This window comes from Syntrophus buswellii, assembly GCF_046097065.1.
Taxonomy (GTDB): domain Bacteria; phylum Desulfobacterota; class Syntrophia; order Syntrophales; family Syntrophaceae; genus Syntrophus; species Syntrophus buswellii.
Genome location: NZ_CP175563.1, coordinates 307728 through 326649, shown reverse-complemented (window position 1 = coordinate 326649; position 18922 = coordinate 307728). Strand labels below are relative to the sequence as shown.

Genomic DNA, 18922 nt, shown 5'->3' with positions numbered 1-18922 from the left:
ACAGCGGTTTTGCTACCACAAAATATCACAACTGTCAATTTATAAAAGCCAGCCTTTTGGCCTGGATTGGCCTGTCAACCTTGCCCGCAATTCCCTGCTCTTTCCGCCCGTCCTCTCCAATATTTTTCTTCCCTAAAAACAGTCCTCCAGGGGCCATTTATCCGCTATTTCACGATGAGCGGACCAGTCTCCTCTCAAAGTCGCCACGGAGAAAGATTTCCTGATCAGAGAAGAGAAGGTCTTCCTGGGAACAAAACGGGCACCGAGGGAGGCGAGATGCGAGGTGTAAACCTGGCAGTCAATCAGGGTAAAATGAAGGTTTCCAAGCAGTTGCGCCAGGAAGATCAACGCCGCCTTGAAGGCGTTTTTTTCCTTGGAAAACATGGATTCGCCGAAAAAGCAGCCTCCCAGGGAAACGCCGTACAGTCCCCCGGCCAGCTTTTCGCCGCACCAAACCTCCACGGAGTGCGCATAGCCAAGTTCATGAAGGATGCAATAGGCCTCCTCCATCCCGGCTGTAATCCATGTCCCATCCTGAGCCGGCCGGCCGACTGTTCCGCAGGCGGAAATCACGTCGTCAAAATGCTGGTCCAGGGTCATGGAAAACCGCTTCTGCTTCAGGACCTGCTTCATGCTTCGGGATATGACGATTTCCCGGGGGAAGAGAATAAAACGGGGATGGGGAGCCCACCAGAGGATGGGATCCCCATTGGAATACCAGGGAAAGATGCCCTGCCGATACGCCTCCAGAAGACGGTAGGGCGACAAATCACCGCCCACCGCCAAGAGGCCGTTTTCCATCGCCAGGGATACGGGGGGAAAGAGAATCTCTTTACCGAGCCGGAAGATCGGCATGGTCCTTCCGTTCGAGCTGTTCCTCCATCACCTTGACGACGACATCATCTTCGTCGATATCCGCATAGGCCTTGCCGCCCTGCTGCAGGCTGCCGAAAAGGACCTCGTCGACAAAGAACCGTTTGACCTTGTCCTGAATCAGTCGGGCAATCTCCCGGGCTCCGTATTCCGGGGAATAGCCCTTACGGGCCAGCCAGGCAAGGCAGGCCTCTGAAACCTCCAGTTCGACCTTCTTGTCCTGCAACTGTCTGTTGAAATCCCGGATTGCCTTCTCCACGATCTTCAACACCACCTCATCGGTCAGGGCATTGAAATTGATGACGGCATCGAGGCGGTTTCGGAACTCCGGCGAGAAGATGCGCTCGATTTCCACAAACACGGCATCCCGGTTGATTTCCTTTCCGCCGAAACCGATGGCCGGCTTTCCGATTTCCCGCGCACCGGCATTGGAGGTCATGAGAATAATGACATTGCGGAAATCGGCCTTTTTACCCGTGTTGTCCGTCAGGGTCGCGTAATCCATGATCTGGAGCAGGGTGCTGAATATATCGCTGTGCGCCTTTTCAATTTCATCGAAGAGCAGCACGGAATGCGGAGATTTCCGGATGTCCTCGGTCAGAAGGCCGCCTTCTTCGTAACCCACATAACCCGGAGGTGCGCCGATCAACTTGGCGACCGTATGCTTCTCCTGGTATTCACTCATGTCATACCGATGGAGCGGAATGCCCAGAGAGGAAGCCAACTGGCGGGCCAGCTCCGTCTTGCCGACACCCGTCGGGCCTACCAGCAGGAAGGAGCCCACGGGCTTGTCCGGCTCGCGGAAACCCGCCCGTGACCGCTTGATCGCTTCCACCAGCTGTTCGATGGCGGAATCCTGCCCGAAGATGGAGCTTTTCAGCTCGAGTTCAAGATCCCTCAATTTTTCAATTTCGGAGGAGGAAACGTTCTTCTCGGGAATCCGGGCTATCTTGGCGACGATCCGCTCCACATCATGCTGATCAATCACATGGCGGATATAATCAGCTGACGGCCGCATATTGGCGACGGCCCCTGCTTCGTCGATGACATCAATCGCCTTGTCCGGGAGCTTCCGGTCATTGATGAATTTTCCGGACAGCTCCGCGGCGGACCGCAGGGCCGCCTCCGTGTAATAGACGTGATGGTATTCCTCGTACTTGTCCTTCAGCCCTTTGAGGATCTGGAACGTCTCCTCAACGGTCGGCTCGGGAACCTCAATCTTCTGAAAACGCCGCGACAAAGCGCCGTCCTTCTCGAAATATTTTCGGTACTCGTCATACGTCGTAGAGCCGATGCACCGAAGATTTCCGTTGACCAGCGCCGGTTTGAGAATGTTGGAGGCATCCATGGAGCCGCCGGACACCGCACCTGCCCCCACGATGTTATGGATCTCATCGATAAACAGGATCACATTATCAAGTTTATTCAGTTCTGAAAGAACACGCTTCATCCGCTCTTCGAAGTCACCGCGGAATCGCGTCCCTGCCAGCAGGGCACCCATATCCAGGGCATAGATCCTGGCATGCTTCAACCGCCGGGGCACTTTTCCATGGATGATCATCTGGGCCAACCCTTCCGTCAGGGCCGTCTTCCCTACTCCCGGTTCACCCACATGAACCGGGTTATTCTTCAACCGCCTGCAGAGAACCTGGATGGTCCGATCCAGGATGTCCTCCCTGCCGATCAACGGATCCAGTTCACCGGCCATGGCCTTGGCGGTCAGGTCCGTCGTGAAGGCCTTGAGCACTTCGCTCTTCACCGTTTCCTGTTCGCGGCGGCCCGTCTCTCCGTCGGCCTTGGGATCTTCATGCTTCGGACCGTGCTCAAATTCCTTTTCCGGTATGGCCGGTATCCCGTGAGAAATATAATTCAGAAGCACAAGCCTGGTTATCCCCTCCTGGGCCAGAAAGTAGGAGGCGAAAGACTCCTTTTCCTCCAGAATGGAGACCAGGACATCCCCCAGATCCAGGACTTCTTTCTGCGACGACGAATTATGCCATACAGCCCTCTCGAGAACGCTCTGAAAACCCAGAGACTGAACGGCATCCGAATCATTCAGCTTTGCATGGGAATCATGAAGATGATGTTCCAGGGCGCTCTTTAAATGGCCCAGATTTCCCCCGCACCTCGCGATGATATCCCGCCCTTCATCAAAGAAAAGCGCGGCATAGAGCAGGTGTTCCGGGGTAATAAATTCATGGCGCCGTGATTTTGCTTCCGCATAGGCCGCCATGATAATTTGATTCAAGCTTTCACTAAGCCTCATTATTCTTACCTCTCGTTTTAAAACTTCCTGTGGCCGGGCCGGTCCCGGCCTTTCATCCGGCCAAACCGCCCGGCCGGATTTCTCCGGGGCCTCCTTTTCAGGCTTCGTCCATGCTGCACCTTAAAGGAAACTCCCTCTGCCTGGACATGCAATGAACCCGGGCAATTTTCGTGGATGCAATGTCATAGGTGTAAATTCCGCAGACGCCCAGACCCTTCCTGTGCACATCCAGCATGATCCTCGTCGCCTCTGCGGCTGATTTGTGAAAGATGGTCATCAAAATATAAACGACAAAATCCATCGTGGTATAGTCATCGTTGTGAAGCAAAACACGATACATCCTGGGCTTTAAAATCTCGTTTTCCAGCCCGATGTCCAACTCATCGCTGTGATTCGGTTCCTGGTGCATTCTCTTTCCGCTTCCCAATCAGGTACGGCCTCCTCTTCAGGAGTGCAGGAGTTCGAGTCCTTCTGCTGGCATGTTTCATGCCGGGAGAATCTTTCTTTGCCACCGAAGAAGGAATTCCTCAATAAAAGCCAATCTTCTCAACCATCTAATGGAGCATTGTACCAGTTATATAATTCAAATTCACCCAAAATTCAAATTCTTTCCCTGCTCATACAATCACGCCTGCGGCTTCCCTTGACGAATATAATGTAATCACACCTTCTCCTCATGGCAATCCCTATCGGACATAAATCTTGCGAAGTCCCTGACGGCCAATTTCACCTTGACATGAAAATGGGTTTCATATAGAAAGTCAAATTTACTTATTGAACTCTTAAGAAGGAGGAAAATTCTTGGCTACACATAAATCCGCAGAAAAGAGAAGCAAGCAGAATGAGAAACGCCGGGTGGGAAATATCTCTATAAAATCAAGAGTTAAAACCTACATCAAATCGGTGCTTACGGCTGTCGAGGCAAGGGATAAAGAGGGGGCGTTAAACGCCCTGCAAAAGGCGGTTCCTGTCATTGCCAAAGCTGGCGCAAAGGGCGTTTATCATCACAAGACCGCTTCCCGCTATATATCCAGGCTCACCCGCAAGGTCAATGTCCAGTTTGCCGCCGAGGCATAGACTTCATTTCGAAGCCCGGTTTTTTCGACATCTGGCCCCACAATTCATGAGACAGGGCGTACGGCAGCCGTCAGAATCCTGAGAGGATCAGGCTGTACGCCCTTTCCGCTGCATCGCCGGACAACTTCACCAAGGCGTTTTTCCGTTTGATTTCCATCACATTCGTTTGTTCGCCCGCCACCGTGTAGTCGTTGTAATAGTTGAAGTTCCGGACCTGCCAGAGAATCCTTTTCGACGTCCGCTCCTCAAACGTAACATCCATCACAACGGTGAGCCGCTCTTCCACAGAAAGATCCGTCTTCCCATAGGAGAGGTGAGAAGTGCTCAGGCTTCGGATATCCCCCCGGATCAGGGCATCCGCTTCCTCACGGCTGCCGGCAAGCTGAAAACGCCCCCCCCGCAGGACCTGATCCATGAAGGCGCTGCGGAAGAGGTTTTCAATCCCGGCTTCGCTGGTCCTGTTGGTAAAGGTGTCGACAAAAACCTTTTGGATGGCGGGATCGATGCTATCCTCACCGTCAGCCAGATGATATCCGCAACCGGAACTCATCCACAGCATAATCAAAGCGCACACAAGCCCGGTCCACCGTCCAGACACCCTCTGGCAATCCATCCCCTTCATGGCCTCTCCATCCACCTCTGACCGGCCGGCCTGAATTTTTCCCGAATTCCAACGCGATGGGTCATTCCAAGCCGAACGCCTCTCGACTATCCTCATCCCTTAACGACAATATTCAACAGTTTTTTCGGCACATAGACCTGCTTGATCACCGTTTTTCCTTCGATAAAACGGGATACTTTCTCATCAGCCATCGCCAAGGCTTGAATTCGATCCTCCCGCTCATCCGGTGCCACGGCAATCCGGCCCCGCACTTTGCCATTCACCTGGATGACAATGGTCATCTCATCCCTTGCTGCAACAGCCGGATCATAAACCGGCAGCGGGGTGTCCGCGAGGCAGACACCTTGATGGCCCAGCATCTGCCAGAGCTCTTCTGTAAGATGGGGCACGATCGGGGCCAGCAGGACAACAATGGCTTCGATCGTCTCCCGAACCACGGCGAGCGCCTTCCGGTCCTCCCGGGACGGCCTGGGTGTGCTGTAAAGGGTGTTGACCAGCTCCATAATGGCGCTGATGGCCGTGTTGAAATGGAAACGCTCGCCCATATCCTCCCGGACTTTTTGAATCGTCTGATGGGTCTTTCGGCGGAGACTCCTCAGATCGCCCTCCAGTTCTTCGCCGCCGCTAAAGGGTGCAATCCCCTGGAGATCGTCCAGATAGTCCATCACGATACGCCAGGTGCGACCGATGAAGCGGAAGGATCCCTCCACCCCCTGGTCGCTCCATTCCAGGTCTTTTTCAGGAGGCGCCGCAAAGAGGCAGAACATTCGGGCCGTATCCGCCCCGTACTGCCGGATGAGATAATCCGGATCGACGACGTTTTTCAGGGATTTCGACATTTTTTCGGTCTTGCCGACAATCACCCCGGCACCGCAATGGGTGCAGCGGCCTTCCGTGACCTCCTCCGGGAACAGATAGCCGTGCTCCGGACAGCGGGTGGTTTCCTTGCAGACCATTCCCTGGGTCAGAAGATTCGTGAAGGGTTCGTCCACCCCCACCAGCCCGAAATCCCGGAGCATCTTGGTGTAAAAGCGGGCATAGAGGAGATGGAGGATAGCGTGTTCAATTCCGCCGATGTACTGATCGACGGGCATCCAGTAATCCACCTGCTCCCGCTTGATGCCGGGCTTTTGATCAAAATGGGGACAGCAGTAGCGTTCAAAATACCAGGAGGATTCCACAAAGGTGTCCATCGTGTCGCTTTCCCTCCTCGCCGGACCGCCGCAGGCGGGGCAGGCCGTGTTCAGAAAATCGGGGTGCCTTGCCAGGGGCGATCCCCCTTCACCGGAGAAATCAACATCCCGGGGCAGGACGATGGGAAGGTCGGATTCCGGCACCGGCACCGTTCCGCACTTCGGACAGTTGACCATGGGGATCGGCGCTCCCCAGTACCGCTGGCGGGAGATGCCCCAGTCCCGCAACCGGTATTGGACGGTCCTTTTCCCCTTCCCCAGGGAAATCAGATAATCGGCAATCGCATCCAGGGCCTTGAGATTTTCCATCCCGTCAAAAGGACCGGAATTGATCAGAATCCCCTCCTCCACATAGGCTTCCGTCATGGTCTCCGGATCCAGCGTTTTCCCCGGCGGAGAGATGACCACCACCTTGCGGAGATTGAATTTTTCCGCAAATTCAAAGTCCCGCTGGTCATGGGTCGGCACAGCCATCACACATCCCGTGCCATAATCCGCCAGGACAAAATTGGTCGCAAAAATCGGCATCTTCCAGCCGGTCAGCGGATTGAGGCAGTAACAGTCGAGGAAGAGCCCCTGCTTTTCATAGTAATCCGAGGTCCGCATCAGTTTGTCCTGTTTTTTGACCTCCTCGGCGAAGGCCAGCGCCTCTTTTTCAAGGGCCTTCCCCTTGACCAGTTCCATGACCAGGGGATGTTCGGCGGCAATCAGCATGAAGGTGGCGCCGAACAGCGTATCCTGCCGGGTGGTGAAGACCTTGATCTCGCCCGGTCCATCCGCCATGGGAAAGGACACCTCGCAGCCGAAGCTCTTTCCGATCCAGTTCCGCTGCATGGTCAGCACCCGCTCCGGCCATCCCGTCAGCCGATCGCATCCCTCCAGGAGTTCGTCGATATAGGCGGTTATGCGAAAGAACCACTGGTCCAGGACCTTTTCCTTCACTTCGCTGCTGCAGCGCCAGCAGAGCCCGGCTTCCACCTGCTCGTTGGCCAGAACGGTTTCACACCGCGGACACCAGTTCACGCTGGATGTTTTTTTATAGACGAGGCCCTTTTCAAACATCCAGAGAAAGAAAAGCTGTTCCCAGCGATAATATTCCGGTTCACAGGTCGAAACCTCACGGTCCCAGTCATAGCTGAACCCCATCCTCTTGAGCTGCATCCTCATGTGGGCTATGTTTTCATTCGTCCAGATGGAGGGATGGATCCCCCTTTCAATGGCGGCATTTTCCGCCGGCATGCCGAAGGAGTCCCAACCCATGGGGTGCAGAACGTTGTACCCCTCCATTCGCTTGTACCGGGCCACGACATCGCCGATGGTATAGTTTCTCACATGACCGATATGGATCTTGCCGGAAGGGTAGGGAAACATCTCCAGGAGATAGTATTTCTTTTTTGCTGGGTCTTCCGTCACCTTGAACGTACCGGTTTCTTCCCAGTATCGCTGCCACTTTTCCTCAATTTCCAGAGGCATGTATTTTCTGCTCATAAGGCACTCCCCGATTAAAGTCGGTATGTTCTCTAGCATATTACGATAGCGCATTCAACACGGAAACTGTCGTCACTTTTGACTTCCCGGATTTGGGCATCCGGGAGGGCACGGTCAAACCACGCACAGGAAGCCCGCGATGGTGCATGATTCTGATGAAGGGTAGCGTACCCGGCCGTTTATCAATGGAGTGTTGCCGAAGGAGGAAGGATTGGAAGGCCGTTTCAAAAAAAATGGGGTTGCACGTCCGAAAAAGGGCGCGTTTACTGTTTTGGTTCCTCGAGGACGCCGCTCGTGATTTCCTGATCCGCTTCCTTTTTTCCAAGTTTTACATAAAGCGCGTCAAGAATCCCATTGATAAAAGAACCGGAGTTTTCGGAGCCGTAAACCTTTCCCAGGTCAATGGCCTCGTTCATCGTCACTTTGGGCGGGATGTCCGCGCAGAAGCAGAGTTCAAAAACCGCCATGCGCAGGATGCTTTTGTCGACTTTCGACATCCTCGCTATGGACCAGTTTTCGGAACAGCTGCCGATCAGGGAATCAATCTGATCCCGATGTTCCCAGGTCCCCTCGATGAGAAGGGACGAAAACGGCCTGGCGTCCACGGACGCATCGTGATGCGCCCAGTACAGCTCAATGGCCTCCCCGGCCTCCATCCCCATAACTTCCAGACTGTAAAGAACCTGCAGGGCTATTTCCCGTGCTATTCTTCTCTGACGCATGAACTCCTCTGATTCCAATGTAACATCATAGCGACCCCGGCCGCAGCGGCTCGCCCAGCTCCCGGGAAAAGCCGCCGCTCAGCGGTGTCGCTGCTGCCGCGCCACCCCGATATCATCTCCCGTCCGGAACTGGAAGAACCTCATGGCAGACATGGGCCACCGGCGGCAGAGCATCCGTCGGCCCGATATTCTCCAGGATGCGTCCCGGATAAAAGGCCTTATATCTGCCTTAACAGATCAACCATCTCAATGGCCGTCATGGCGGCGTCCCACCCCTTGTTTCCTGCCTTGGTGCCCGCCCGTTCAATAGCCTGTTCGATGGTATCCGTCGTCAAAACGCCAAAGGAGATTGGAACCCCCAGTTCCAGGCCGACGTTGGCAATCCCTTTGGAAACTTCCGCGCTGATGTAATCAAAATGCGGGGTCGAACCACGGATTACCGCCCCCAGACAGATGATGGCATCAAAGCGTTTGCTGGCGGCGAGCTTTTTAGCCACCAGCGGCAGTTCGAATGCCCCGGGAACCCGGTAAATCTGAATATCCTTTTCTTCCGCCCCGGAACGCATCAGGGCATCCAGAGCACCATCCAGAAGCCGGCTGCCGATAAAATCATTGAAACGGCTGACAGCGATGCCAATTCTCATTCCCGTTGCAATTAAACGCCCCTCTGTCGCTATCGGCATGTCATCCTCCTTTTTCTCTCGTCTGTTCCTGCAATTCCTGTCCCGGCTCTCGCTTCGCAGTCGGCCTGACCGGATTTTCGGCACAGGCTTCAGCAAACTTCAGCGCTTTATCCTGCTACCCCTTCAGGGACAGTCCCTGCGATCCCCGCTCCGGGACGCTAGATCTCCAGAATGTGTCCCATTTTTTTCTTCTTCGTGGTCAGATAACGGATATTCTTGTCCGTCGGAGTGATTTCAATGGGCACCCGCTCCGTAACCTTGATCCCATATCCTTCCAGGCCTACGATTTTCTTCGGGTTGTTGGTCATAAGGCGCATCTTCCTCACCCCGAGATCGACCAGGATCTGAGCCCCGATTCCGTAATCCCGCAGATCCGGCTTGAAGCCCAGGGCGATATTCGCCTCCACGGTATCCTGCCCATGCTCCTGAAGCTCGTAGGCCTTGATCTTATTGACCAGCCCGATTCCACGGCCTTCCTGATGCATGTAGACAATGACGCCCTTCCCCTCCTTGTCGATCATCTCCATGGCCGTATGGAGCTGATCGCCGCAGTCGCAGCGTTCGGAACCGAACACGTCTCCCGTCAGGCATTCGGAGTGGACCCGTACCAGCACCTCATCGTCCGGCTGGATATCCCCTTTGACCATGGCCAGGTGCTGGAACTTATCCACATCGTTTTCGTAGACCACCAGTTTGAATTCTCCGCCATAGCGGGTGGGTATGGTTGCCGTCGCCGCCCGGCGGATCAGCGATTCGTGCTTCATGCGGAATTCGATGAGATCGGCAATGGTCGCTATCTTCAGGCCGTGCTCCTCGGCAAAGACCTCCAGATCGGGCATTCGGGCCATCGTCCCGTCATCCTTCATGATTTCACAGATCACCCCCGCGGGCTTCAGCTTCGCCAGTCTCGCCAGGTCAACCGAGCCCTCCGTCTGACCTGTTCTGACCAGGACACCTCCCTTTTTCGCCACAATGGGAAAAACATGGCCGGGGCTGACAAGATCACCGGGCTGAACGTTATCCGCCACAGCCGCCTGGATGGTCGTTGCCCGATCCGCGGCGGAAATGCCCGTGGTCACACCGCACCGCGCTTCGATGGAAACCGTAAAGGCCGTTCCGAAGCGGGAGCGGTTGTCCTGCACCATCATTGGGAGATTCAGCTTATCGGCCATCTCCTCGTTCAAGGTCAAGCAGATCAGTCCTCTGCCATATTTCGCCATGAAATTGATCGCCTCAGGCGTTACAAACTGCGCCGCCATACAGAGATCTCCCTCATTTTCCCGGTCTTCATCGTCCACCAGAATAATCATCCTGCCGTTCCGGATGTCCTCGATGGCCTCCTCTATCTTACACAAACTCATAACTCTCTCTCCTCATTTGAAAAGCACCGGCCGGCGCGTCCGCTCTTTCAGTGCGAATCCCGCTCCCGCGCTTTCCGGAGTTTACTTGAAAAATCCCTGCTTCATCAACAGTTCCCTGGTTATGCCGCCTTCCTTTTTCTCTTCGGGATGTAACAGGCGCTCCACATATTTGCCCAGGATGTCGGTTTCGATATTGACCCGGTCCCCTTTTTTCTTGAATCCCAGGGTCGTCTTTCCCGCCGTGTGGGGGATCATGTTAACATAAAACGCATGCTCTTCACAGCGATTCACCGTCAGGCTGACCCCATCGACGGCCACGGATCCCTTGGGAACCAGATAGCGGCTCAAGCCGTGCTCCACATCAATCCGGAAAATAACGGAACCGGATTTGACGGTCCGCTCCTGAATCCGTCCCAGGCCGTCGACATGACCCAGGACAATATGCCCCCCTAGAAAATCGGTGGGGCGCAGGGCTTTTTCCAGATTGGCCGACTCTCCCGGTGAAAAAAAGGCGAGATCCGTCCGGGAGAGCGTTTCTGCGGAAACGTCGGCGTTGAAACTCCGGCGGCCCACGGCGGTAACGGTCAGGCAGGCTCCATTCACGGCCACGCTGTCGCCGATGCGGACATCCGAAAGATCCATGTCCGTCCCAATTTCCAGTACAGCATCCTCACCCCGCCGGGACAGGCGCAGGACGGTCCCCATCGCTTGAATAATGCCCGTAAACATCCTCGATCTTCCTATGACCCGTCCTCTTTTTTACCGTCCTGAAATTCCTTGAGCTCCTCAAGGAAATCTTTGACATCGCGGAACTGCCGATAAACGGAGGCAAACCGCACATAGGCGACCGCATCCAGATCCTTGAGAACCTGCATCACTTTTTCACCGATGCTTGAAGATGAAATTTCTTCGCCGGAATACTCCTGGCAGAAGCGCTCCACCTCCGCCACGAGAGATTCGATGCTTTCCGTACTGATGGGCCGTTTTTGGCAGGCTTTCCGGATTCCGCTCCGGATTTTGTTGCGGTCAAAGGCTTCCCGGCGGCCGTCCGTTTTGACCACGGTCGGGAGAATTTCTTCAATGTACTCATACGTCGTAAAGCGTCGGCCGCAGTCCAGACACTCCCGCCTTCGCCGGATGGCGCTGCCGTCCCGGCTCACCCGGGAATCCATCACCTTGCTCTCCGTGTAGCCACAGAAGGGGCATTTCATAGGGTTTTCACCTGGATTCCCGCCTCAGCGAAAATTTCATCGGCCAGCTTGTCGCTGTATCCATCCAGAATCACGATGGAAACGATTCCGGCATTAATGATCATCTTTGCACAGATCCCGCAGGGATGATTCGTGCAGTAAAGGGTCGCGCCTGCGGTGCCGACTCCGTGCAGGGCCGCCTGGATAATGGCATTCTGCTCGGCATGAAGCCCCCGGCAAAGCTCATGCCGCTCCCCTGAGGGGATGTTGAGCTGATCGCGCAGGCATCCGACCTCCAGACAATGGCGCAATCCCGTAGGGGCGCCGTTGTACCCCGTGGATAAAATCCGGCGCTCCCTCACGAGCAGGGCTCCGACCCTGCGCCTTGTGCACGTGGAACGCCGGGCAACGAGCGATGCGATATCCATGAAGTATTCGTCCCAGTCCGGCCTGGAATGGTCCTCTGTCATGCGCCTTCGATCCGTTTGGCATAAAGGGGAAATTTCCCGCAAAGGCGGCGCACTTCTTCCCTTACCTCCTGCCGATGCCTTTCGCTGTCCCGGTTGCCCAGAACGTCGACAATCAGGCGGGCAATCTTCCGCATTTCCCCCTCTTTCATACCCCGGCTTGTCAGGGCGGGGGTGCCGATCCGGATCCCGCTGGTGACCATGGGGCCGCGGGTATCGAAGGGAATTCCGTTCTTGTTGACGGTGATCCCCGACGAATCGAGCAGTTCCTGGGCGTCCTTCCCCGTCAGTCCCTTGTCCGTCAGGTCCACAAGGAGCAGATGGTTGTCCGTTCCGCCGGAAACAAGGCGGTAGCCCTGACGAATCAGCTCCTCAGCCATCGCCTGGGCATTCTTGACGATCTGCCTCTGATATTCCTTGAATTCCTCCGTCAGGGCCTCTTTGAAGGCCACCGCCTTGGCGGCGATGGTGTGCATCAGCGGCCCCCCCTGGATACCGGGAAACACGCGGCTTCCAAGGGTTTTCTCATAGGGCGCCTGGCACATGACCAGGCCCCCCCGGGGACCCCGTAGGGTCTTGTGGGTTGTCGACGTGACATATTCGCAGACGGGGACGGGCGAGGGATGAAGCCCTGCCGCGACCAGGCCCGCAATATGAGCGATATCGGCCATCACCAAGGCGCCGACCGCATCAGCAATGGCCCGGAATTTTTCGAATTCGATGGTCCGGGAGTAGGCACTGGCGCCGACGACGATCAGCTTGGGGTTATGCTGCCTGGCAAGATCCTCCACCTGGTTGAAATCGATGCGTTCCGTCTCCCTGTCCACGCCGTAAGGAACGATGTTGTACAATTTTCCGGAAAAGTTGGCCGGGCTCCCGTGAGACAGGTGGCCGCCATGAGCGAGGTTCATTCCCAGGATGGTGTCTCCCACCGAAAGGGCGGCAAAGTAAACCGCCATGTTGGCCTGAGTCCCCGAGTGGGGCTGAACATTGACATAATCTGCGCCGAACAGTTTCCTGCAGCGCTCAATGGCCAGGTTTTCAGCCATATCGACGTACTCACAGCCTCCATAGTACCTTTTTCCAGGATACCCTTCCGCATACTTGTTGGTCATCGTGCATCCCTGGGCCTCAAGAACCGCCTCGCTGACAAAGTTTTCCGACGCGATGAGCTCCAGTTTTTCAGCCTGCCTCCGAGTTTCCAGCAGGATGGCCTCGGCGATTTCGGGATCGGTCTCTCTTAACACTGACATGAATGCTGTATCCCCTTTTCTCTGTGTTCAATCTTGCATGTTCTGCGGATGTTGACGCTTTGTCCCGGATCGAATACCGTGGGACCCACACCTGAAGGAATCTGTCCCGCCCCCTTACGGATCAAAGCCGCTTCGCGCGTCTTCAAGCGCCCGGATCTTGTCCAGGCGGCCCCGATGGCGCCCCCCTTCGAAGGGTGTTTCCAGCCAGACCGCAACGATCTCTCTGGCTGTTTCGGGCCGGGTCCGCCTGCCGGCGAGGATCAGGATGTTGGTATCGTTGTGCAGGCGGCTCAGCCGCGCCGTCTCCGTATCCAGGCAGACCGCCGCCCGGATTCCGGCGAATTTGTTGGCCACGATGGCCATGCCGACCCCTGAACCGCAGACCAGGATTCCGCGGGCAAAAAGACCTGAAGCGACGGATTTTGCCACCACCGCCCCGTAATCCGGGTAATCCACGGAGGTCTCGCTGTCCGTTCCAACATCCTGAACGATCCAGCCGTTTTCCTCCAGGAAGGATTTGATCTCTTCCTTGAGAAGAAAGCCGGCGTGATCGGCGCCGATAATGATGGTTTGAGCCATAGGGGTCTACTCGAAATATTTCGCTAAGATGATGGTTGCATTCACCCCGCCGAAGCCGAAGGTGTTGGACATGGCGATCCGGATATCGCTCTTCCGCGCTGATTGGGGAACAAAATCCAGATCAAAGCCGGAATCAGGCGTCTCAAGATTGATGGTCGGGGGAATGATCCCTGATTCAAGCGCCTTCGTGGTAAGGATCGCTTCCACGCCCCCTGTTGCGCCCAGAAGGTGACCCGTCATGGATTTTGTCGAGCTGACCAGAAGTCGACCGGCCGAGGTTCCAAATACGGTTTTGATGGCCTCCACTTCGTACCGGTCGTTAAGGGGTGTCGATGTGCCGTGGGCGTTTACATAATCGACATCGGAAGGGCCGATCCCGGCATCCTGCAAGGCGGCCTGCATGCACCGGACCGCTCCCTCATGACCGGGAGGCGGGACGGCCAGGTGAAACGCGTCGCCGGTCGTTCCGTATCCCAGAATTTCTCCATGGATTCTTGCCCCTCTCGCCCTGGCGCCATCAAGCTCTTCAAGAATCAGAATGCCGCATCCCTCGCCGATGACGAATCCGTCGCGGTCCAGGTCGAAGGGGCGGCTGGCCTTCCGCGGTTCATCGTTTCTCCGGGAAAGAGCGCCCATGGCGGTGAAGCCGGCCACAGCCATCGGGGTGATCGCGGCATCAGCTCCTCCGGCAAAAACGACATCGGCATATCCCGATGCGATGAGCCGGAAGGCGTCGCCCAGCGCGGTCGTTCCGGAAGCGCAGGCCGTGACGGGGCAGCCGATGGGTCCCCGGGCGCCGAAGCGTATGGAGACATTTCCAGCCCCCAGATTGGATAGCACCGAAGGAACGGTGAAAGGGGAGATTTTACGGGGGCCGCTGCGCAGGAGAATCTCCTTCTGCTTTTCCAGGGTGGTCAGGCCGCCGATGGCCGAACCGATCACGACACCCGCACGATGGGCCTGGGAATCCTTAAGGGTCAGCTCCGCATCGGCGGCGGCCATCTCCGCTGAAGCCAGGCAATAGAGAATAAAGGGATCGAGACGTCGCAACTCTTTTTTGCCGACGTAAGCGATCGGATCGAAGTTCTGCAGCTCCCCGGCTATGCGGGTTTCAAAATCCGAGGCGTCAAATTTCGTTATCGGTCCTATGCCGGAGCGTCCCGCGCAGATTCCAGCCCATGTCTCCGCAACGGAGTTTCCCAGGGGCGTCACAGCGCCCATACCGGTTATGACGACTCTCCTTTTCAAGGAACGCATTCCCTTCAAGTTGTTTTGTTAAATCGACGCTTCGTCACGTTCCGGTTGCCGGGCCCTGAAACAGAGCATCCCGCCCCTGGAGGCTTCCTCTCTGTCATCCTCGCACAGCCCCTGCAACATGGGGAGGCGGGACGGCCAGGCCGATCGCCCGTGATCGAAGATCCGGACCGGGGCGCTTTCAATCCCAGGTTACATTCCTCGCCTTGAGAAAATCGATTACATCCTGGATCTTACGGATCTTCTTGAGCTCTTCGGTGGAAATCTCCACATCGAAGGTGTCTTCCATCTCCAGCAGCAATTCCGCCAAATCAAGAGAATCAGCCCCGAGATCATCAATAAAGAATGCCTCAGGGACGCACTCCTCCCTTGTCACTTCCAGCTGTTCGACAATAATTTCTAGAACTTTTTCTTCCAGCGTCACCTGTTGTTCCTCCCCGCACTTTCGCTCCTGAAATCAAGTCGCTTTTCCGCGGCATCCCCCGGGATGATGTTCCCGCCGCTTCAGGTTAAAAGACGTTTTTTTTCATGACGGCTGAAGTTTTTCAAGAAGCAAAACCGCACCTGGCAGTCGCCCCGCTTCAACCGGAAAAACGGATCAGCCAAGGTCTTCCACTTTGATGACAGCCCGACCCTTGTAGGTCCCGCAGTAGGGACAGACATGGTGAGGCAGCTTGAATTTGCCGCACTGGGGACAGGCCGAAGCCTGAACGGGGCTCAGAAAATCATGCGCCCTTCTCATATTTCTTCTTGTTCTGGAATGTCTCTTTACCGGATTTGCCATGGTAATCCCTCTTTCCTTTTATATGTCATGAAAACTGATAGTGTTTAATGATTACGACCACTCTCTTCACCCATCCCGCCCCGCAGGCCCGTTTAAGGGTGAACTCTTTGGAAACAGCTCTTTCCGTTGGTATATTTCTTCAGGTTACTTCCCGGGAATCTTGAGATTTTTTAAAACGGCGAATCGGTCATCCCCCGGAGCCGCCCGGCAGCCGCAGGTTCCTGCATTGAGATTCGCGCCGCACTGGGGACACAATCCCCTGCAGGTTTCACGGCAAAGAACCTTCATGGGAATCTGAAGCATGATCTGTTCATAGATCAAAGGCGACAGATCAACGACCTCTCCCTGATAAAAGCCGAATTCCAGATCCTCCGCCTGCAGTTCCACGCCATCCTTCATGCTCTCTCTGACCGGCATCAACGTGTAACGGAAATCAAAGTCCACGGGCAACCGGACGGTCTCCAGGCAGCGGCAGCAAAGGGTCTCTACAACGGCATTGATCTTCCCCTCGACAAACACCGCCTCCCCAGCCCGGGAAACATGACAGGAGACGGCTGCCTGGGGGATGCTGAGGATGTCTGACTCGCCATCCGCCAGAAAATTCCGGAACCAGCCCTCCGTAAAATCGAAATGGAGGTCGAGGCCCGCTTCCGGCACCATCAGAACATTAATTTTCAAGATGCACCATAACTCATTAAATCGTAAGGCTTTTAACCGGAGATGCCACCTGTAACCCTGTGAATCTCTTATATAAAGGTGAGGATTAGATTATAAATATCCATCCTTGTCAAGTACAATTTGCTCGAAAACCGCCTTGACAAACCATGAACGCTGGTCCTATAAAGGTCACACTACAATTCCCTGAGGAAACGAATATAATGCAGAAAAATAAACAGGTTCGGACCCGGTTCGCCCCTTCGCCGACAGGTTACCTTCACATCGGAGGGGCGCGCACGGCCCTGTTCAGCTGGCTTTACGCCAGGCATTCGCAGGGGAAGTTCGTGCTGCGAATCGAAGACACGGACCAGCAGCGCTCCACAGAGGAATCAACCCGTGCGATTCTGGATGCCATGGAGTGGCTCGGGCTGAACTGGGATGAAGGACCCTATTTCCAGGCCGAACGGGTTACCATCCACAGGGAAATGATCCGGAAGCTGATTGACGAGGACAAGGCCTACTACTGCGTCTGCACACCCGAGGAACTGGAGGAGAAGCGGAGGCGGGCCCTTGCGGAAGGCAGGAAGCCGAAATATGACGGAACCTGCCGGGATAGAAAACTTCCCCCCTCCGATGGAGCCGTTGTCCGGTTCCGCTGCCCCCAGACAGGAACGACAATCGTCGAGGACCTCATTAAGGGGAAGATTTCCTTTAACAATGAAGAGCTGGATGATCTGATCATTCAGCGCAGCGACGGCTACCCGACCTACAATTTCGCCGTTGTGGTCGACGATGCCCAGATGAACATCACCCATGTGATCCGGGGCGACGACCATGTCAACAATACCCCGCGGCAGATTCTCCTTTACGAAGCCCTGGATTACGAGATCCCCCAGTTCGGCCATGTGCCGATGATCCTCGGCGCCGACAAGACCCGCCTCAGCAAGCGGCACGGGGCAACATCCGTCATGGCTTACAAGGAGCTGGGATATCTGCCGGAGGCCCTGGTCAATTATCTTGTTCGTCTCGGGTGGTCCCACGGAGATCAGGAAATCTTTGCCCTGGATGAACTCATCGAACTGTTCGACCTGGGAAGCATCGGCAAATCCGCCGCCGTTTTCAATCCCGACAAGCTTCTCTGGCTGAATCAGCACTACATCAAATCCTATCCGGAAGAGAAACTCCTGGATGTTCTTCAGCCTTTCTGGAAAAAATCAGGCCTTGACGTGACCGATTCCGATTATGGATTGCACATTGTCCGTGATCTGAAGGCCCGGGCGAAGACCCTTCCCGAAATGGTGGAATCCAGCCTCTTTTATTTCACCGATGAGCCGCCCATCGACGCCGATGCGGCGGCAAAATTCCTCACCCCGGAAATCGCCGACCATCTGGGAGCCATTGCGGATGAGCTGACAACGCTCTCGGATTATTCCAAGGAAGGGATTGAGGCCTTTCTCCGCAACCTGGCCGAAGCGAGGTCCATCAAGCTCAAGACAATCGCCCAGCCGCTCCGCATCGCCCTGACCGGGAAAACGGCCAGCCCAGGCCTCGATGACATCATGCTGACCCTTGGAAAAGAGCGTGTGTCTTCACGCATCCGGCGAGCGGTGTCGTACATCCGGAATCACCGCTTGTCCTGAAATCTTTTGCCTTGACTTTTTCTGTGTTGTTGCATAGAAACTGCCCTCATGGTCCCATCGTCTAGTGGTTAGGACGCTGGCCTCTCACGCCGGAAGCCGGGGTTCAACTCCCCGTGGGACTACCAATAAATACATGCAGTTATCTAATTAGATAACTGCTTTTTTTATTTGGGTGTCCCGAGGTGCGTCCCTCTTTTCCAAAAGCCTTAATCCAACGGCCAGATCATCAATCTTCTTGAGGTATATCCCTGTTGTAGTCTGCGTTTGGTGTCTCAATAACCGCTGAAGCTTTTTGATGCTGACCGGGTGAACGTCATTTAAGACCGAGGGACCACAACTATTGACAATATCTCTCAATTATTTCAAGCATCACATTGCAAATGCCGCCCTTGAGGGCACAAACAACAAGCTTAAAACCTTAAAGAAGCAGGCCTATGGATTCAGGGATATGGAATACTTCAAACTCCGACTCTATCACCTGCATACCCAGAGGTACTCATTAACCGGATGAACCAAAAGAGTGGGATGTCACACGCTGCGTCACAGTTTTGCCACGCACATGCTGGAAAACGGGGTCACGATCCGCGTCATTCAGGAACTCCTCGGCCACGCGGATGTCAAGACAACGGAGATATATACCCATGTGATGTCCCGCGATATCCGCGGTCTGCGGAGTCCGCCGGATAAGCTCATGCCCAATGCCGACGATTGATGTCAGACATTTCTTCTGAGGGCTCGGAGTAGAGGGGCGGGCTCGCTTCACAGGATATTCTTCATCGAAAAACAGGGGCGGCGTTCCTTCTTGAGGAATCG

20 protein-coding genes, 1 tRNA gene and 1 pseudogene are annotated in these 18922 nt (G+C 55.3%); 5 read left to right on the top strand and 17 right to left on the bottom strand.

Translation table 11 applies throughout. The features are described 5' to 3' along the window. Positions 1-132: 132 nt before the first annotated feature. The 3 genes from aat to clpS form a co-directional block, all read right to left on the bottom strand. Complete coding sequence (aat, locus tag ACJ77P_RS01495) at positions 133-855, bottom strand: leucyl/phenylalanyl-tRNA--protein transferase (protein WP_408998830.1); 723 nt, start codon at positions 853-855, stop codon at positions 133-135. Beyond that, positions 833-3139, bottom strand: coding sequence for an ATP-dependent Clp protease ATP-binding subunit ClpA (gene clpA / locus ACJ77P_RS01490; RefSeq protein ID WP_367360553.1), 2307 nt, complete (start codon positions 3137-3139; stop codon positions 833-835). The genes aat and clpA overlap by 23 nt, the downstream gene beginning before the upstream one ends. Before the next feature lie 97 nt (positions 3140-3236). Then, positions 3237-3548 carry an ATP-dependent Clp protease adapter ClpS gene (gene clpS / locus ACJ77P_RS01485; RefSeq protein ID WP_367360614.1) on the bottom strand — a complete coding sequence of 104 codons (312 nt, stop codon included), beginning with the start codon at positions 3546-3548 and terminating at the stop codon, positions 3237-3239. 392 nt (positions 3549-3940) lie between these two features. Here clpS and rpsT point away from each other — a divergent pair, with 392 nt between their 5' ends. Beyond that, positions 3941-4216, top strand: a complete 276-nt coding sequence (gene rpsT / locus ACJ77P_RS01480; RefSeq protein ID WP_367360552.1) for a 30S ribosomal protein S20 — start codon at positions 3941-3943, stop codon at positions 4214-4216. Between the two features lie 70 nt (positions 4217-4286). Here the strand turns inward: rpsT and lptE are convergent, their stop codons facing one another. The 14 genes from lptE to ACJ77P_RS01410 all read right to left on the bottom strand — a co-directional run bounded on the left by lptE (position 4287) and on the right by ACJ77P_RS01410 (position 16490). After that, positions 4287-4790, bottom strand: a complete 504-nt coding sequence (gene lptE, locus ACJ77P_RS01475) for an LPS assembly lipoprotein LptE (protein WP_367360551.1) — start codon at positions 4788-4790, stop codon at positions 4287-4289. Between the two features lie 140 nt (positions 4791-4930). Continuing rightward, entirely contained in the window at positions 4931-7519 is a 2589-nt protein-coding gene (gene leuS / locus ACJ77P_RS01470) for a leucine--tRNA ligase (RefSeq protein WP_367360550.1), read from the bottom strand. Positions 7520-7782: 263 nt separating this feature from the next. Further along, the gene (gene nusB / locus ACJ77P_RS01465) at positions 7783-8241 is read right to left on the bottom strand and encodes a transcription antitermination factor NusB (RefSeq protein ID WP_367360549.1); all 459 of its coding nucleotides are present in this window, start codon (positions 8239-8241) and stop codon (positions 7783-7785) included. 218 nt (positions 8242-8459) lie between these two features. Further along, complete coding sequence (gene ribE, locus ACJ77P_RS01460) at positions 8460-8924, bottom strand: 6,7-dimethyl-8-ribityllumazine synthase (protein ID WP_367360548.1); 465 nt, start codon at positions 8922-8924, stop codon at positions 8460-8462. Between the two features lie 158 nt (positions 8925-9082). Beyond that, positions 9083-10285 carry a bifunctional 3,4-dihydroxy-2-butanone-4-phosphate synthase/GTP cyclohydrolase II gene (locus ACJ77P_RS01455; RefSeq protein ID WP_367360547.1) on the bottom strand — a complete coding sequence of 401 codons (1203 nt, stop codon included), beginning with the start codon at positions 10283-10285 and terminating at the stop codon, positions 9083-9085. A gap of 81 nt (positions 10286-10366) precedes the next feature. Then, positions 10367-11014, bottom strand: coding sequence for a riboflavin synthase (locus ACJ77P_RS01450; RefSeq protein ID WP_367360546.1), 648 nt, complete (start codon positions 11012-11014; stop codon positions 10367-10369). 11 nt (positions 11015-11025) lie between these two features. Beyond that, positions 11026-11496 (bottom strand): transcriptional regulator NrdR, encoded by a 471-nt coding sequence (nrdR, locus tag ACJ77P_RS01445; RefSeq protein ID WP_367360545.1) that lies wholly within the window; start codon positions 11494-11496, stop codon positions 11026-11028. Then, positions 11493-11945 (bottom strand): deoxycytidylate deaminase, encoded by a 453-nt coding sequence (locus ACJ77P_RS01440; protein WP_408998829.1) that lies wholly within the window; start codon positions 11943-11945, stop codon positions 11493-11495. The genes nrdR and ACJ77P_RS01440 overlap by 4 nt, the downstream gene beginning before the upstream one ends. Continuing rightward, positions 11942-13195: a serine hydroxymethyltransferase gene (gene glyA, locus ACJ77P_RS01435; protein ID WP_408998828.1), complete on the bottom strand. Its 1254-nt coding sequence runs from the start codon at positions 13193-13195 to the stop codon at positions 11942-11944. The genes ACJ77P_RS01440 and glyA overlap by 4 nt, the downstream gene beginning before the upstream one ends. A 114-nt stretch (positions 13196-13309) precedes the next feature. Then, the gene (gene rpiB / locus ACJ77P_RS01430; RefSeq protein ID WP_367360542.1) at positions 13310-13774 is read right to left on the bottom strand and encodes a ribose 5-phosphate isomerase B; all 465 of its coding nucleotides are present in this window, start codon (positions 13772-13774) and stop codon (positions 13310-13312) included. 6 nt (positions 13775-13780) lie between these two features. Then, complete coding sequence (gene fabF, locus ACJ77P_RS01425) at positions 13781-15022, bottom strand: beta-ketoacyl-ACP synthase II (protein ID WP_408998827.1); 1242 nt, start codon at positions 15020-15022, stop codon at positions 13781-13783. A gap of 187 nt (positions 15023-15209) precedes the next feature. After that, positions 15210-15452, bottom strand: a complete 243-nt coding sequence (acpP, locus tag ACJ77P_RS01420) for an acyl carrier protein (RefSeq protein WP_367360540.1) — start codon at positions 15450-15452, stop codon at positions 15210-15212. Between the two features lie 174 nt (positions 15453-15626). Next, a complete protein-coding gene (gene rpmF, locus ACJ77P_RS01415) occupies positions 15627-15812 on the bottom strand; it encodes a 50S ribosomal protein L32 (protein WP_367360539.1) in 186 nt (61 codons plus the stop codon). Between the two features lie 144 nt (positions 15813-15956). Then, entirely contained in the window at positions 15957-16490 is a 534-nt protein-coding gene (locus ACJ77P_RS01410) for a DUF177 domain-containing protein (protein WP_408998826.1), read from the bottom strand. Between the two features lie 200 nt (positions 16491-16690). Between ACJ77P_RS01410 and gltX the strand changes: the two genes are divergently transcribed. The 4 genes and pseudogenes from gltX to ACJ77P_RS01390 all read left to right on the top strand — a co-directional run. Then, on the top strand, positions 16691-18109 hold the full coding sequence (gene gltX, locus ACJ77P_RS01405) for a glutamate--tRNA ligase (protein WP_367360537.1): 1419 nt from the start codon (positions 16691-16693) through the stop codon (positions 18107-18109). Positions 18110-18159: 50 nt separating this feature from the next. Continuing rightward, positions 18160-18234 (top strand) — tRNA-Glu (locus tag ACJ77P_RS01400). 215 nt (positions 18235-18449) lie between these two features. Then, positions 18450-18620 carry a transposase gene (locus tag ACJ77P_RS01395; protein WP_408998825.1) on the top strand — a complete coding sequence of 57 codons (171 nt, stop codon included), beginning with the start codon at positions 18450-18452 and terminating at the stop codon, positions 18618-18620. Between the two features lie 3 nt (positions 18621-18623). Next, a pseudogene (locus ACJ77P_RS01390) lies at positions 18624-18821 on the top strand (tyrosine-type recombinase/integrase); the annotation flags it as partial. Positions 18822-18922 lie beyond the last annotated feature (101 nt).

Bases quoted from the DNA above. Each gene is read 5' to 3' on its own strand.
- nusB (WP_367360549.1), bottom strand. From the start codon at position 8,241: ATGCGTCAGAGAAGAATAGCACGGGAAATAGCCCTGCAGGTTCTTTAC.
- ribE (WP_367360548.1), bottom strand. From the start codon at position 8,924: ATGCCGATAGCGACAGAGGGGCGTTTAATTGCAACGGGAATGAGAATT.
- rpiB (WP_367360542.1), bottom strand. From the start codon at position 13,774: ATGGCTCAAACCATCATTATCGGCGCCGATCACGCCGGCTTTCTTCTC.
- nrdR (WP_367360545.1), bottom strand. From the start codon at position 11,496: ATGAAATGCCCCTTCTGTGGCTACACGGAGAGCAAGGTGATGGATTCC.
- clpA (WP_367360553.1), bottom strand. From the start codon at position 3,139: ATGAGGCTTAGTGAAAGCTTGAATCAAATTATCATGGCGGCCTATGCG.
- ACJ77P_RS01440 (WP_408998829.1), bottom strand. From the start codon at position 11,945: ATGACAGAGGACCATTCCAGGCCGGACTGGGACGAATACTTCATGGAT.
- leuS (WP_367360550.1), bottom strand. From the start codon at position 7,519: ATGAGCAGAAAATACATGCCTCTGGAAATTGAGGAAAAGTGGCAGCGA.
- gltX (WP_367360537.1), top strand. From the start codon at position 16,691: ATGCAGAAAAATAAACAGGTTCGGACCCGGTTCGCCCCTTCGCCGACA.
- ACJ77P_RS01450 (WP_367360546.1), bottom strand. From the start codon at position 11,014: ATGTTTACGGGCATTATTCAAGCGATGGGGACCGTCCTGCGCCTGTCC.
- glyA (WP_408998828.1), bottom strand. From the start codon at position 13,195: ATGTCAGTGTTAAGAGAGACCGATCCCGAAATCGCCGAGGCCATCCTG.
- clpS (WP_367360614.1), bottom strand. From the start codon at position 3,548: ATGCACCAGGAACCGAATCACAGCGATGAGTTGGACATCGGGCTGGAA.
- ACJ77P_RS01455 (WP_367360547.1), bottom strand. From the start codon at position 10,285: ATGAGTTTGTGTAAGATAGAGGAGGCCATCGAGGACATCCGGAACGGC.
- aat (WP_408998830.1), bottom strand. From the start codon at position 855: ATGCCGATCTTCCGGCTCGGTAAAGAGATTCTCTTTCCCCCCGTATCC.
- rpmF (WP_367360539.1), bottom strand. From the start codon at position 15,812: ATGGCAAATCCGGTAAAGAGACATTCCAGAACAAGAAGAAATATGAGA.